Below are 14,718 nucleotides of genomic sequence, written 5' to 3' on the forward strand. Positions count from 1 at the left end.
ACAGCGCTCTCGTGCCCTTTGTGCTGAACGCCTGCCGGGCTTAGATGCCCAGGCAGAGGTATTTGATTTCCAGGTAATCTTCGATGCCGTACTTGGAGCCTTCACGGCCCAGGCCCGAGGCCTTGATGCCGCCGAACGGCGCGACTTCGTTGGAGATCAACCCGGTGTTGACGCCGACCATGCCGTATTCCAGGGCTTCAGCCACACGGAACACACGACCCAGGTCGCGCGCATAGAAGTACGAGGCCAGACCGAACTCGGTGTCGTTCGACATCGCGATCACTTCGGCTTCGTCTTTGAAGCGGAACAGTGGCGCCAATGGACCGAAGGTTTCTTCCTTGGCCACTGCAGCACTTTTCGGCACGTTGGTCAGGATGGTCGGTTCGAAGAAGTTGCCTTCCATCACCTTGCCACCGGCCAGCAGGGTCGCGCCTTTGCTCAGGGCATCAGCAATGTGCTCCTGAACCTTGGCCACGGCTTTGCCGTCGATCAACGGGCCAGTGGTGGTGCCTTCTTCCAGACCGTTGCCGATCTTGAGTTTGGCCACGGCCACTTTGAGTTTTTCAGCGAACGCGTCGTACACCGAATCCTGAATGTACAGACGGTTGGCGCAGACGCAGGTCTGGCCGTTGTTGCGGTATTTGGAAATGATCGCGCCTTCGACGGCCTTATCCAGGTCCGCGTCGTCGAACACGATGAACGGTGCGTTGCCGCCCAGTTCCAGGGAGACTTTCTTGATGTCCTTGGCGCATTCGGCCATCAGCTGACGACCGATTTCAGTCGAGCCGGTGAAGGACAGCTTGCGCACGATCGGGTTGCTGGTCAGCTCGCTGCCGATGTCGCCGGCGCTGCCGGTCACAACGCTCAGCACGCCTTTCGGGATACCGGCACGCTGGGCCAGTTCAGCCAGGGCGAAGGCCGAGAAAGGCGTTTGCGAAGCAGGCTTGAGCACCATGGTGCAGCCGGCGGCCAGGGCCGGGCCGGCTTTACGGGTGATCATGGCAGCCGGGAAGTTCCACGGAGTGATCGCAGCGGTCACGCCGATCGGCTGCTTGATCACGATCAGGCGCTTGTCTGGCTGGTGGCCCGGAATCACGTCACCGTAGATGCGCTTGGCTTCTTCGGCGAACCATTCGATGAAGGACGCGGCGTAAACGATTTCGCCCTTGGCTTCGGCCAATGGCTTACCCTGCTCCAGAGTCATCAGGCGAGCCAGGTCGTCCTGGTTCTCAATGATCAGTTCGAACCAGCGACGCAGCTTGTTCGCGCGGTCCTTGGCGGTCAGTGCACGCCAGGCCGGCAGCGCTTTGTCAGCGGCTTCGATCGCACGGCGGGTTTCGGCAGCGCCCATTTTCGGCACGGTGCCCAGAATTTCGCCCGTTGCCGGGTTGGTGACGTTGATCGTCTGACCATTGTCCGCATCGACCCAAGCGCCATCAATGAAGGCTTGCTGGCGGAACAACAGGGTGTCTTTAAGCTGCATGTCGGCTTTCCTTAACAGCACCGCGCACGCGCGGAGCAAATTATGATTGTAGAAAGGCGCCTTGAAGGCTGCCGTCAGGGAAATCATTCACCGGGCTGAAGCACATAAATAGCGCACTATTGAAACTCGTGCGGTTCAGCACCCAGACAAGAGCGTTTGAAATCTCAAACGAATCCTAGGATCAAAGGGGGTAAAGGACAATAGGCTGTTCGAAAAAAAGAACGAAAACGCCGCATTTGCCTTATTTTTCTGATCAACGTAGTAAACACCCGCTCGGCAGGCGCGAAACATCAGGCTATTCAGCAGCATGGACGCCCGCAGCGCATATGAGTATCATGGCGCCCGCTTGCACCAGTAGCTCAGCTGGATAGAGTACTGCCCTCCGAAGGCAGGGGTCGTGGGTTCGAATCCCGCCTGGTGCACCATCTTCTTTCCCTTGTATGACAAGGGGATAGCGCTCATGACAGAAACCTGTCCTGGCCCTGAAAGTCGTTTTTGCCACAAATTTGCCACACTTGAACGTGGCGGGAATGGCCGAAATGGCAACAATCAGGAATCGCGGCGAGTATCAGTGGGAAGCGCAAATCCGCCGCAAGGGCTATCCAGCCCAACGAAAAACCTTCGAAACCAAAGCCGATGCCCAAGCCTGGGCGCGCATGATCGAAAGCGAAATCGACCGAGGCATTTTTGTCTCTCGCGTCGAGGCTGAACGCACCGCCTTTCATCAACTCATTGATCGCTACATATCCGAAATTGCTCCGAAGCACAAAGGCGCCTATTCGGAAATCAATCAAACGCCTGGAAGCGCTCAAGCGCCATCCGCTGGCAACACGCATCGTCGCCACCCTCACCTCCTCCGACTTCGCCCGCTACCGTGACGAGCGCCTGAAGATCCGCAAGGGCAATACTGCGGCGATTTACAGGCAGCGCATGTAGATAGAAGAAGGCTTCAGGGATGTGAAAAGTGAGCATCTTGGCGTCGGTGTGACTCGCCATCGGAGTCATTGTCCAAGGCGAATTGAGGTGCTATTGCTGATCTCGGCATTGGCCAACTACATCATTTGCTTAACGGGTTTGCAGGCCCGCGAAGCGGGTCATGAACATCGCTTTCAAAGCAACAGCCTTAAACATCGAAGGGTGTTGTCGCTGTGGCGACTGGGCTTGGAATACTGGCGCAGCGGGCGCGGCTCAAACTCCCGAAAAATCTTGGAGAGACTTGAGCTCGCGTTACGAGACGAGGTATGTCAACAGGCGCAGGCGTTGGAGTAGATTTGTGGGGGGCCCTCAGGGACAGACCCTAATTCAATGGAAAAGGAGAGGGAATCCCGTCGCCTTTCTGTTAATGGCTTAGATACCCCCAAAGCACTACCACTGCAATGTAGATCAGGCCGACCCACAACATCATGATCACCGTATAGCCCATCACATCTTTGAGTCGCAGACGCGACAGCGCGAGCGCAGGCAGAATCCAGAAAGGCTGTACAAGGTCGTTCCAGGCGTTACCCAACATAACGGCCATGGAAGTCTGGGCAAGCGAGCTATTCAGAGATTTCGCCGCTTCGATCATGAAGGGGCCCTGGATTGCCCAATGCCCACCCCCGGACGGTGCAAAAAAGTTGATCACGAACGAGCTAATGAGCCCCCAGAACGGCAGCGTCTGAGCATTGGCGACACCAACAAAGCTGTGGGAGATGCTATTGACCAAGCCAGAACTTTGCATAATCGCCATGATCCCAGCGTAAAACGGGAACTGCAGAATTATGCCGGAAATCGTTTTAATGCCTTCACTGAGCTTGGCGATGTACTGCTTGGGCGTGCCCAGCAGTAAAATGCCGAGAAACAGAATGAAGAAGTTGATCTTATTCAGATCCAGACTGCCGCCTTTTAGGAAATGCAGGATCAGATAGCCCATGCCAAGCAATCCAATCACTGAACTGAGTAGCCGGCTGTTGTTTAACGTGGCCGCGAAAGTGTTATCGGCAAATAGTGCATCAACGGCCGAGGCCCTCTTGGGTGAGTCATCATTAAGTAGCGCTTGATCAATTTCAACAACATCACGGGCGTGTTTTGGGTGCAGCCAGGCGTTGAGAAGAGGCAAGGTGATCAATACGCAGAGCGCGGTCAGCAACATGGGGAGCGAGAAAATGGTTTCCGTTAACCCGATCAACCCCATTTTTGACTCCAGGGGGTGGCCTGGAGTGGAAATCAACACCGGAATGGTCGACGACAACCCCAGGCCATAAAAGGTGAAACCGCTGTAGGCAGCAGCGATGATCAGCGGGTAATGGACCCCCCGCACCTGTATGGCCAGTTTGCGTGCGACGATACCGCCGATAACCAAGCCAAACCCCCAATTCAAATAACTCCCAATCGCCCCTACCAGAGTGGCGACAATAACGGCGGTCGCAGGTCGCTTGACTCGCTGCACAATCCTATTGAGGAACCCGTCGATGAAGGGGGAAGTTGCCAAGACATAGCCCATGGCGAGGATCACCGCCATCTGTGTAGTGAACGCCAGCAGACTCCAAAAACCATCGCCCCAGCTTTGCAAGACGAGTTCTGCACTTTGTCCTTGTGCCAGCACCGCGAGGGCCATGGTCAATAGTGTCAGACCGATCGCGAAGACGAACGGATCAGGCATATATCGCCTCATCAGCTCTGTGAAAAAATCAGCTACCTTATCCAATTTAAAACCCTTATATTTTATTTATCCTGCACTAATACGCTGTGTCGTATTGAATGAACAACGTGCGGCAACATACTTCAGCCTACAAATAGGCCTCAATCCGTCAACATGATAAGCGTTCGGTAATCGCCCTTAGTTTTCGGGCATTTGCTATTAATTGACCGTAAATACTCAGAAGGTATTGATTTATACCTTTAATGTATAAAATCTTGTTTTTGGAGTTTGGGGAGCAGTGGAATTGAAAACCAACGTAAGCCTAATTAGAGTTCGTTTTACCCGTCAGCGACTGCGAATTAACGAACGTGATTCGTGAGACGGGTTTATTGCACTGCTTTTCAGGTGCTGGTGACCTTTCCTTGCGATAGCGGAAACGGTTTCATAAAACGGTCGTTTTTCGAAACTATCCAGACGGTGCAAGGATCGACGCTGAACATCCAACCCGCCTCGAGGCGGGTTTTTAATGCCCGCCATTTGGGGATCCGCCACGCAAGGAGACCCATTTTCAAAGAACGCCGGATGAGCGTTGGGTATGTATCGTCGACAACTCATAGGGCACTGACGTGTTGGGAGCTGAACGATGAAGACAGATCTTTTACATCTGCATTTTCGCCGAAGGTGAATGGCCGGTTAGGTTCGATTTCGATCAGTCGTGACAGGCAGGAATCGGCCCAGGTTGTGTGAAAGCTAGTCATCTTGAATGCATATGACTGGTCATTTGGAGCATGCGGCCGGACTGAAATCGATCGAGCTTGCCACAAACTTGCCACACTAGCCCCGCTAACCAGGGCGAAACCCCACTACCCCCTGCTACCACAACCCTTTGATTTCCCAGCTAATCCCCGCTACCGTATTGATTCTAAACGTCGGTTTTCAGGACTCCGAAGGCAGGGGTCATAGGTTCGAATCCCGCCTGGTGCACCATACGCAAAACGAAAAAGCCTCAGGTCTTATGGCCTGGGGCTTTTTTGTTGAGTTTGTCCCGTGTCCTGTCCTGAATAAGGCTTACACCTGTTTCAGGACTGGATGATTCCCTGATTTCCCTGAAATCAAACCCTCACATTACGTGCCGGCGCTTTCGTGCGTTGACGGGTTTCCCAATCCTTGGCCAACCCGACCACCGCATCCGACGCTGGCAACATGTTGCGCCCGCGCACCAGGTCGGATGCCCGTTCGGCAAGCATGATGGTCGGTGCGTTGAGGTTGCCGTTCGGCTCGGTCGGAAATACTGACGAGTCGATCACCCGCAAGCCTTCGATGCCCCGTACACGCAATTGGGAGTCGACCACCGCCATGTCATCCTCGCCCATGCGGCAGGAGCCGCAAGGATGGTAGGTGCTCTCCAGGTTTTCGCGCACGAACGCATCGAGATCCTCGTCGCTGGTCACCTGCGCGCCCGGCGCAATCTCTCCATCACGGAAACGGTCCATCGCTGGCTGACCGATGATTTCCCGCGTCAGGCGTATGCAGCGGCGGAACCCTTCGCGGTCCTCTTCTCGCTGCAGGTAGTTGAATTGGATCTCCGGGTGCTCATAAGGGTCGGAAGAGCGGACCCGCACATAGCCCCGGCTTTTTGGTTTGTTCGGCCCGGTCAGCACCATGAAGCCGTGGCCCTTGATCGGCTTCTTGCCGTCGTAGCGCATTGCCGCCGGCAGGAAATGGAACTGGATGTCCGGCCAGCGCAAGCCCTGCTCGGAGCGTATGAAACCACCGGCCTCAAAATGATTGGTGGCGCCGAGCCCGTCCTTGAACAACAACCAGCGCAATCCGATCATCAGCTTGCTCAGGGGGTCCATTTTGCTATTGAGCGTCACCGGCTCCTTGCAGCCGAACTGGATGTACACCTCGGCGTGATCCTGCAGGTTTTCCCCGACGCCCGGCAGGTCGTGCCGCACCTCGACCCCGGCTTTGCGGAGCACTTCGGCCGGCCCGATTCCAGAGCGTTGCAGCAGGTGCGGCGAACCGATCGGCCCGGACGATACCAGGACTTCCCGCTTGCAGTAGACCTTGTGGGTCTGGCCTTCGCAGTCATAGATGACGCCCACTGCACGCTTGCCTTCGAGGACGATCTGACGCGTCATCGCCTGGGTGACCACGGTCAGGTTCGGGCGCCCCATGGCCGGCCGCAGGTAAGCATTGGCCGTGGAACAGCGCACGCCATTCTTCACCGTCATGTGCATGGCACCGAAACCTTCCTGCATGAAGCCGTTGCAGTCGTCAGTCTTGATGTAACCTGCCTCGGCACCGGCCTCGATCCAGGCCCCGTACAACGGGTTCTTCATGTTATTGCCGTTGTTGGTGTGCAAGGGCCCGGTATGTCCACGGTAGCCGTCGCCGCCCGCCTCGTAACTCTCCGCCCGCTTGAAGTACGGCAGGCAGTTACGGTAGCCCCAACCCTCTGCACCGAGTGATTCCCACTCATCAAAGTCATAAGCGTGGCCACGGATGTAAACCAGGCCATTGATCGATGATGAGCCGCCCAGCACCTTGCCTCTCGGGCAGTGAATTCGACGCCCGTTGAGGTAGGGCTCCGGCTCGGTCTCATAGCGCCAGTTGTATTTACTGGTGTTCATCGGGATCGAGAAAGCACTCGGCATCTGGATCACCACACTGCGATCGCTGCCGCCGAACTCCAGCACCAGCACTGAGGTGGCGGGGTCTTCGCTCAAGCGGTTGGCCAACACACAACCTGCCGAGCCGGCGCCGATGATGATGTAGTCGTATTGTTGAGTCGCCATGGTTATCTCCCGGCTGTCGATTCGTTGAGCAGCGGCAACGGGTACTTGGCCTGCTTGTCGCCGGTGGTGTATTGCGGGGATGTTTTTTCGATGAGGAGGATGACCGCCTCTTCGCGCGCAAGGTCGATCGAGCGGCTAAGCCAGTAGTACACCAGCCCCGACACGATCAGCCCGACAAGCCAGGCGATGTCGATGCTGCCGAGCGCTTTGGCGAGTGGGCCGACATAGACCTCGCGCTGTTCAACGCCGTCGAAGATGTAAAAGAACGGGATCATGGAAATGAAGCCGATTGCGTACGAGATGATGCCGCGCATCCCCCAACTGCCGTAGATGTTGCCGTGCGGCATGAAGAAGTGCGGGATGGCGTAGCGGCCTTTGCGGACGAAGAAGTAGTCGGTCAGGTTGACCGAGGTCCATGGCACCAGGAAGTACAGCATCACCACCAGGTAGATACCCAGCACCGACAGCCCTTTACCTGAACTCTGGATGCTCAAGGCCACGCCCAGTTGCAGCAGGATCACGAAACCAATCGCCAGAATGCGCGCCTTGCGCGTCGGCTCGATGTGCTTGATGGAGTCAACGCAGGTCAGCGTGGTCAGTTTCGCGCTGTAAATGTTCATCGCGATGACCGGCAGGAACGCCAGGATCGTGATGACCACCACTGCAGTGCCAATGAGCGGCGACACCGTGTTGCCCACTTGTCCGAGAGCGACCAGCACATCAGTGGAATGCAGGTGATCGGCCAGCCAGCCACCCACGGAAATCATCCACGCGCCGGACAACGAGGCACCCAGAAAAACCACCGCGATCAGTTTCCCGCTCGGAGTGTTCTTGGGCAGGTAGCGCGAATAATCGGAAACGTAAGGGGCGTAAGCGATGTTGTAACTTGCCGCCGCAGCGAACTGTGCGATGAAACCGGTCCAGTTGAAGCCCAGCGGTGCGGCAGGAACCTCACCGGCGGCGAGTACCGGCATCGGCGCATCGGGAACCCAGTGCATCAACACCGCCAACGTCACCAGACCGTAAAGCGGAATCGACAGGTACAACGCCCATTTGAAGCTGCGGTGCATCCAGTCATGGCCGAGGATCGCCAGTATGGCCGCCGGCACTGTCACGGCCACCGCCACCACCGCGGGGTTGAAGCCGAATAACGTGTGCAGCCCCTGCATCATTAGTACGAGGTTGACGATATTGAACCCGGCGAACACAAACAGCGTCGCCAACAGCACGAGAATCACCCCGCGATAACCGAACTGCGCGCGCGACTGGATCATCTGCGGCAGCCCCAGGTGTGGGCCTTGCGAACCATGAAAAGCCATGAACAGCGTGCCGAACATGATGCCCAGGGTGCCGGCGAGGGTGGTCCAGAGAGCGCTCAGACCGACGCTCGGACCAACAAAGCCAATGGTCATGGTGAAGAACGTGAAATTGCCGAGGAACCAGAACGGGCCCTGGCTCGACAGTTTGTCGCTACGCTCGCTTTCGGGGATGAAGTCGATTGAATGCCCTTCGACGACCGGCTTGTCGTCGCGGGTGGACACGCTCGGGGCGGACTTGGCGTTAGTGTTCATGACGTACTCTTATTGTTGGAAGATCATGACGAGATAACCGCATTCTTTCGGGTGAACGACCCTGTGGCGAGGGAGCTTGCTCCCGCTGGACTGCGCAGCAGTCCCATTTTTTGGGGCCGCTCCGCGACCCAGCGGGAGCAAGCTCCCTCTCGCCACAGGGTCAGTGTCACGCGTGCCTACCTGGCGTTGTTGCTGGCACCGTTTTGGAATGAGCCAAGCCTCAGGGCAGGGTGATCCAGACCGCCTTGGTCTCCAGCAGGTAATCGAGCTGCTCCGCGCCCAGATCCTTGCCGAATCCAGACTGTTTGTAGCCACCGAACGGCATCGACGGGTCGAGGGTGCCGTGGGCGTTGACGTAGACCGAACCGGCTTTCAACCGTGGAATCAGACTGTGCACCCGCCCAAGGTCATTGGAATAGAGTGCGGCTGCCAGACCGTACGGTGAGTCATTGGCCAGGGCCAGCGCCTCTTCTTCATCGTCGAAGGGTGCGGTCACCAGCACCGGGCCAAAAATCTCCTCCTGGACGATGCGCATATCATTTCGGCAATGGGCAAAAATGGTCGGCTCGACGAAATAGCCGGGGCCCTCGACAGGCTGGCCGCCGTAGACCAGTTCGGCTCCCTCGCGCTTGCCGGTTTCGATGTAGCTTGTCACTCGCTCCTTTTGCAAGGCCGATACCAGCGGGCTGATGAAGCAGTCCGGGTCCAGACCCGGGGCAATTTTCAAGGTCCGGGTGTAGGCGATCAGTTCACGCAGGAACTCGTCGTAGACGCTGCGATGAACATAGGCGCGTGTACCGGCATCGCACACCTGACCCGAGTTGAAGAACACCCCGTTGGCAATGGCTTGGGCAGCGGCCGGAATATCGGCGTCGGCCAGCACGATAACCGGTGATTTTCCTCCGAGTTCGAGGGTCAGTCGCTTCATTTCGTCCAGCGCCGCGCGGCCGACGGTGCGGCCCACCGGCGTCGAACCGGTGAAGGTGAGTTTGTCGATGCCTGGGTGCGTGGCCATGGCCGCACCCACTACACTACCGCGTCCGGTCACGATGTTGATCACCCCGTCCGGGATGCCCGCTTCCTGAGTCAGTTCGGCGAAACGCAAGGCAGACAGCGAGGTCAGCTCGGCGGGTTTGACCACTACGGTGCAGCCGGTTGCCAGAGCGGCACCGAGCTTCCAGGCCATGGTTTGCAGCGGAAAGTTCCAGGGCACGATCGCGCCGACAACGCCCACCGCTTCCTTGCGTGTATACGCCAGGTAGTTGCCCGGTAACGATGGTTCGACGGTACGCCCGTGGAGTTTGGTGGCCCAGCCGGCGAAATAGCGCAGGGTATCGACTGTGCCCTGAATATCGACGTCCCGCGCAAAAGCCACTGACTTGCCCATGTCGATCGATTCGATTTCGGCGAGTTCAGCGGCGTTGCTTTCAATCAGGTCAGCCAGGCGGTGGATCATCCGCTCACGTTCTGCCGGTTTGGCCTGCCGCCAGGCGCCACCGTCAAACTGGGCTCGGGCGGCTTGCACGGCGCGATCCAGATCCTGCGTGGTGCCCATGGGAATACGGGTGATCAGACCCTCGGTCGACGGCTCGATGACATCGGAGGTCTGGCCGTCGCTGGCCTCAACCCACGCACCGCCGATGAACATCTTCTGCACCTTGCCGAGAAAGGTCTGGGTGGCCTCGCTGACGCCGAATTTCTGCAGGTACTGCTTAACGATCGTGTCCATTTTTATTCTCTCTTCCCGGCAGTCAGGTCCTGCCGGGGCATTGTGGTTCGATGATCGATATTCCCCACCCAATCAGGCCGGGGTGGCTTCACTCATGGTCTGACGCGCCTGAGCCCGCTCATGGAAAATGAAGCCGATGCTGTTGAGCAGCAGCTGGGCCGCGAGAATCGAGGTCATGCCGGAAGGGTCATAAACGGGGGCGACCTCGACCAGGTCCATGCCAACGATGTTGCCTTTGCTGCGTTTGGCCAAGGCCTGGATGATTTCCAGCACTTCGTAATACAGGAAGCCACCATGGCTGGGCGTACCCGTGCCGGGGGCGATGGACGGGTCGAAGCCGTCGATGTCGATGGTGATGTAGTAGTTGATGTTCTGCGGAATCAGTGCCAGCACACCTTCGACGCCGAGGCGGCGGACATCGCGCACCGAGAGAATCTTCGAGCCCGCCGCGTGGGCCGCCTCGTAGTCATCGCGATTGGAAGACGACACGTTGCGGATACCCATCTGGGTCATGCCGACGATGTGGTTCATTTCGGAGGCGCGGCGCAATGGGTTGCCATGGCCGTAGCGCACGCCGTGGCGCTCGTCGACAAAATCCAGGTGCGCATCGAAGTGGATGATATGGATCGGACCGCGCCCTTCGAACGCCTTGATCACCGGAGCATGCACCGAGTGATCGCCACCGAGCACAACGGGCATGACACCGGCATCGAGGATTTTGCGCACCGCGTATTCGGTGTTGGCGTTACTGGTGGCCATGTCGGTGTGCACGATATCGGCGTCACCGACGTCGACCATGCGCACGTCGGCGGCGGTCAGGTACATCACATCATCTTCGTGGTCATAGGCGCCGGCGTGGCCGAAGGAGAACAGCGTCGATGCCTCGCGAATTCCGCGTGGTCCGAAACGTGCGCCGGAACGCCACTGGGTGCCCATGTCGTTGGGCACACCGAGCACCGCCACGTCGGCATCCAGCGCGTCCCAATCGGTGCACACCGGGGATTTGCCAAAGGTGCAATGCCCCACGAACGGCAAGTTCAGGCGACCGGACTCATAACCATTATTCGACATTTCTAGCCTCTCCACTTCTTGTTATCGGCTTGGCGGACTGCAAGGCGACCGCCGTTGGAGTGACTATGGGCGCAGGTTTTCGTGGAAAAAATGCTAAACATCAGATACTCATATCGGCATTACCGATGCATCCACACGCGGGAGGTTCAAGGTGATTCAGCTGCATGATGTCGATCTGAAGTTGCTCAGGGTGTTTGCCACGATTGTCCGGTGCGGGGGGTTTTCTGCCGCGCAAGCTGCCTTGAATGCCGGCCAATCGACCATCAGCGAACAAATGACCCATCTGGAAACCCGCCTCGGGGTCAAGCTCTGCCAGCGCGGGCGCAGTGGCTTCCGTTTGACCGAGCAAGGGGTGGCGATCCATGAAGCCACCCAGCGCCTGCTCTCGGCGGTGGAAAACTTCTGCATGGACGCCGACGTGCTCAAACAGCACATCAGCGGAAAGCTCAACCTGGGGATCATCGACACCACCATCACCGACCCTGACTCACCGATACCGCGGACCACCCAGCGCTTCGTGTCCAGAGGGCATGATGTGCATCTCAACGTGTATGTGGGCACCCCCGCAGAACTGGAAGAGCGCGTGCTTGACGGCCGACTGCACCTGGCCATCGGACACTTCCCGATCCACGTTCCCGGCCTGCTGCACTCACCGCTGTATCAGGAAGCACTCGGGCTGTATTGCGGGCGGCGTCATCCGCTCTATGGCAGCCAGGCCGAGCGTGCCGAACTGCTCGAAGAGATTGGTGCAAGCCGAATCGTCGCCCGGGGTTACATGCAGCAATACGACCTGGAACACCTGGGCGTCAGCAAAGCCGCAGCGACGGTGGACAACATCGAGGCGCTGGCCATTCTGATCATCTCCGGCGCCTATCTGGGCTTTCTGCCCATGCACTTCGCCTCTCAGTGGATCAAAACCGGTGAAATGCACCAGTTGGCGCCAACGAGCTTGCGTCTGAAGTCGCCCTTCGATGTGATTACCCGACGTGGCGCTGCTCCACCGCCGATTCTCCAGGCGTTCCTTGAGGATCTTGCGGCCTGTTCGCGCAGCGCAGGCCGCACCTGAGCCCCGCGAGTCAGGTACTGTCGACAAAGGACCGTGTGGCACGTCATGCAAGCATCACGCTCGCCACACTCGAACAGAGCCCGGCATACTCATTTATCACCGCGATCCGGTTCGCAACCCTTTCAGGCCTCCTATGCGCATCCACGTCACCTTTACCGACCGCGTCGGCATCACCCAGGAAGTGCTGGCCCTGCTCGGCAGGCGCAGCCTCAATCTGGATGCCGTCGAAATGGTGCCACCGAACGTTTACATCGACGCGCCGACCCTCGGCGCCGATGTGCTGGAAGAACTGCGCGAAGCCTTTCTTGGTGTGCGGGGCGTGCAGGCGGTGACGATGGTCGACATCCTCCCCGGCCAGCGTCGACGCCTGCAACTGGACGCCTTGCTCGCTGCCAGAGCCGACCCGGTACTGGCCGTGGATGGTCGCGGCCACGTGCTGCTGGCCAATCCGGCACTGATCGCATTGTGCGGGCGTGAGCCGGCCGGTGAGCCCCTGACAGCGCTATTCGATGAACCCTCCTTGCAACGTACGCTGATCGAACACGGCTACCGCCTGCCCATGCGCGAAGTCACCCTCAACGGCCAGACCTTGCTGCTCGATGCGATGCCGATCAGCGAAGCCGGCGAGTTGGGCAGCCAGCCACTGGCCGGTGGTTTGCTCACGCTGTACGTGCCAAACCGTATCAGCGAGCGCCTGGCCGCCCTCCATCACGACCACGCCGAAAGCTTCGAGGCGCTGCTCGGCGAATCACTCCCGATGCGCACCCTGAAAGCCCGGGCCCAGCGTATTGCAGCGCTCGACGCACCGCTGCTGATCCAGGGCGAAACCGGCACCGGCAAAGAGCTCGTGGCCCGCGCCTGCCACACCTTCAGCACGCGGCGTGACTCACCGTTCCTGGCCCTGAACTGCGCGGCATTGCCGGAGAGCCTGGCCGAGAGCGAGCTGTTCGGCTACGCCCCCGGCGCCTTCACCGGCGCCCAGCGCGGCGGCAAACTCGGCCTGCTCGAACTGGCCGACCAGGGCACGGTGTTCCTCGACGAAATCGGTGAAATGTCGCCCTACCTGCAAGCCAAGCTGCTGCGCTTTTTGAGCGATGGCTGCTTCCGCCGGGTCGGTGGTGATCGTGAGGTCAAGGTCAACGTGCGGATCCTTAGCGCGACCCACCGTGACCTGGAAAAAATGGTCAGCGAAGGCAGTTTTCGCGAGGACCTGTTCTACCGCCTGAATGTGCTCAATCTGCAAGTGCCGCCGCTACGAGAACGCGGTCATGACATCCTCGTGCTGGCCCAGCACTTCATGCAGCAGGCCTGTGCCCAGATCCAGCGCCCGGTTTGTCGTCTGGCGCCCGCGACTTATCCGGCACTCCTCGAAAACCGCTGGCCCGGCAATGTGCGGCAATTGCAAAACGTGATCTTCCGCGCCAGCGCCATTTGCGAAAACCCGCTGGTGGGCATCGACGATCTGGATATCGCCACGACGGCCGTGGCGCGGCAAAACGACGGTGAGGTCGGCAGCCTCGAAGATGCCGTCGAAGGGTTTGAAAAGAGCCTGCTGGAGCAGCTCTACCGCAGTTACCCCTCCAGCCGGTTACTCGCCGCACGCCTGCATACTTCCCACAGCGCCATTGCCATCCGCCTGCGCAAATACGGTATTTCCGGCAAGACCTGACCGCCGCCCATACAAGCGCTTTTATGAGCACTGTATGCAAATCGCTACAGCGTACCGAATTCAAGACAAAACGCTGTAACGTCGACGTCTCATCGCCCTTCCCCTCTTTCGCCCTGCTTACCCGGGCCCTCTGTATTGAATTCACTACAGATACGCCCTGTCCAACCCCCAATAAACACATCAACCAATTGATTTATAAAGAATAAATAACAATGGCACTGCACTTGCTATGAACTCTCCAGCCACGCTCGCTGCCCGGCACGAGCCTGTAAATCTTCTCCCGCCACAAGAAGCGGGGGAGTCTGCCCCCTGAGGAGTTCACATGAGCGAATTGCGTTTTACTGAAGATCACGAATGGCTGCGCACCGAAGCTGACGGCAGCGTTACGGTCGGCATCACCGCCTTCGCACAGAACGCCCTGGGCGATGTGGTTTTCGTACAACTGCCTGAGCTGCAGGCCTACGAACAAGGCGCTGAAACCGCCACCGTCGAGTCGGTAAAAGCCGCCAGCGGCGTGTACATGCCATTGGCGGGTGACGTGATGGAAGTGAACCCGGCGCTGGACAGCAGCCCTGAGCTGGTCAACGAAGATCCGCTGGGCGAAGGCTGGTTCTTCCGCTTCAAGCCAACCGACGCCTCGGCTATCGCCAAACTGCTGGATCAGGACGCTTACGACCGTCTGATCAAAGACCACGCTGACGCTTGAGG

Annotated in this window: 10 protein-coding genes, 1 tRNA gene and 1 pseudogene; 6 read left to right on the top strand and 6 right to left on the bottom strand. The window is 58.5% G+C overall.

Translation table 11 applies throughout. The features are described 5' to 3' along the window. Nucleotides 1-40 precede the first annotated feature (40 nt). The gene (gene gabD, locus HK44_RS27175) at nt 41-1,483 is read right to left on the bottom strand and encodes an NADP-dependent succinate-semialdehyde dehydrogenase (RefSeq protein ID WP_019691178.1); all 1,443 of its coding nucleotides are present in this window, start codon (nt 1,481-1,483) and stop codon (nt 41-43) included. Between the two features lie 348 nt (nt 1,484-1,831). Here gabD and HK44_RS27180 point away from each other — a divergent pair. From HK44_RS27180 to HK44_RS30025, 3 genes and pseudogenes are all read left to right on the top strand, one after another. Beyond that, nucleotides 1,832-1,908, top strand: a tRNA-Arg gene (locus tag HK44_RS27180). A 105-nt stretch (nt 1,909-2,013) separates the two neighbouring features. Further along, on the top strand, nt 2,014-2,361 hold the full coding sequence (locus HK44_RS27185; protein ID WP_242031604.1) for a DNA recombinase: 348 nt from the start codon (nt 2,014-2,016) through the stop codon (nt 2,359-2,361). 34 nt (nt 2,362-2,395) lie between these two features. Then, a pseudogene (locus HK44_RS30025) lies at nt 2,396-2,752 on the top strand (IS4 family transposase); the annotation flags it as partial. A 70-nt stretch (nt 2,753-2,822) separates the two neighbouring features. On the opposite strand, the gene HK44_RS27190 reads toward HK44_RS30025, so the two are convergent. The 5 genes from HK44_RS27190 to speB all read right to left on the bottom strand — a co-directional run bounded on the left by HK44_RS27190 (nt 2,823) and on the right by speB (nt 11,275). Then, complete coding sequence (locus HK44_RS27190; RefSeq protein WP_024265205.1) at nt 2,823-4,169, bottom strand: short-chain fatty acid transporter; 1,347 nt, start codon at nt 4,167-4,169, stop codon at nt 2,823-2,825. A 1,046-nt stretch (nt 4,170-5,215) separates the two neighbouring features. Beyond that, nucleotides 5,216-6,904 (bottom strand): choline dehydrogenase, encoded by a 1,689-nt coding sequence (betA, locus tag HK44_RS27195; protein ID WP_019691183.1) that lies wholly within the window; start codon nt 6,902-6,904, stop codon nt 5,216-5,218. A gap of 2 nt (nt 6,905-6,906) precedes the next feature. Then, complete coding sequence (locus HK44_RS27200) at nt 6,907-8,475, bottom strand: purine-cytosine permease family protein (protein ID WP_019691184.1); 1,569 nt, start codon at nt 8,473-8,475, stop codon at nt 6,907-6,909. A 220-nt stretch (nt 8,476-8,695) separates the two neighbouring features. Further along, complete coding sequence (locus tag HK44_RS27205) at nt 8,696-10,204, bottom strand: aldehyde dehydrogenase family protein (RefSeq protein WP_019691185.1); 1,509 nt, start codon at nt 10,202-10,204, stop codon at nt 8,696-8,698. 72 nt (nt 10,205-10,276) lie between these two features. Then, complete coding sequence (gene speB, locus HK44_RS27210; RefSeq protein WP_019691186.1) at nt 10,277-11,275, bottom strand: agmatinase; 999 nt, start codon at nt 11,273-11,275, stop codon at nt 10,277-10,279. A 151-nt stretch (nt 11,276-11,426) separates the two neighbouring features. Here speB and HK44_RS27215 point away from each other — a divergent pair, with 151 nt between their 5' ends. From HK44_RS27215 to gcvH, 3 genes are all read left to right on the top strand, one after another. Beyond that, entirely contained in the window at nt 11,427-12,341 is a 915-nt protein-coding gene (locus HK44_RS27215; protein ID WP_019691187.1) for a LysR family transcriptional regulator, read from the top strand. Nucleotides 12,342-12,474: 133 nt separating this feature from the next. Continuing rightward, nucleotides 12,475-14,010: a sigma-54-dependent transcriptional regulator gene (locus tag HK44_RS27220; protein WP_019691188.1), complete on the top strand. Its 1,536-nt coding sequence runs from the start codon at nt 12,475-12,477 to the stop codon at nt 14,008-14,010. 322 nt (nt 14,011-14,332) lie between these two features. Next, the gene (gene gcvH / locus HK44_RS27225) at nt 14,333-14,716 is read left to right on the top strand and encodes a glycine cleavage system protein GcvH (RefSeq protein ID WP_019691189.1); all 384 of its coding nucleotides are present in this window, start codon (nt 14,333-14,335) and stop codon (nt 14,714-14,716) included. The last annotated feature ends 2 nt before the right edge of the window (nt 14,717-14,718 follow it).

The sequence above is a fragment of the Pseudomonas fluorescens HK44 genome (genome assembly GCF_000217955.3).
GTDB classification, from domain to species: Bacteria; Pseudomonadota; Gammaproteobacteria; order Pseudomonadales; family Pseudomonadaceae; genus Aquipseudomonas; species Aquipseudomonas fluorescens_AQ.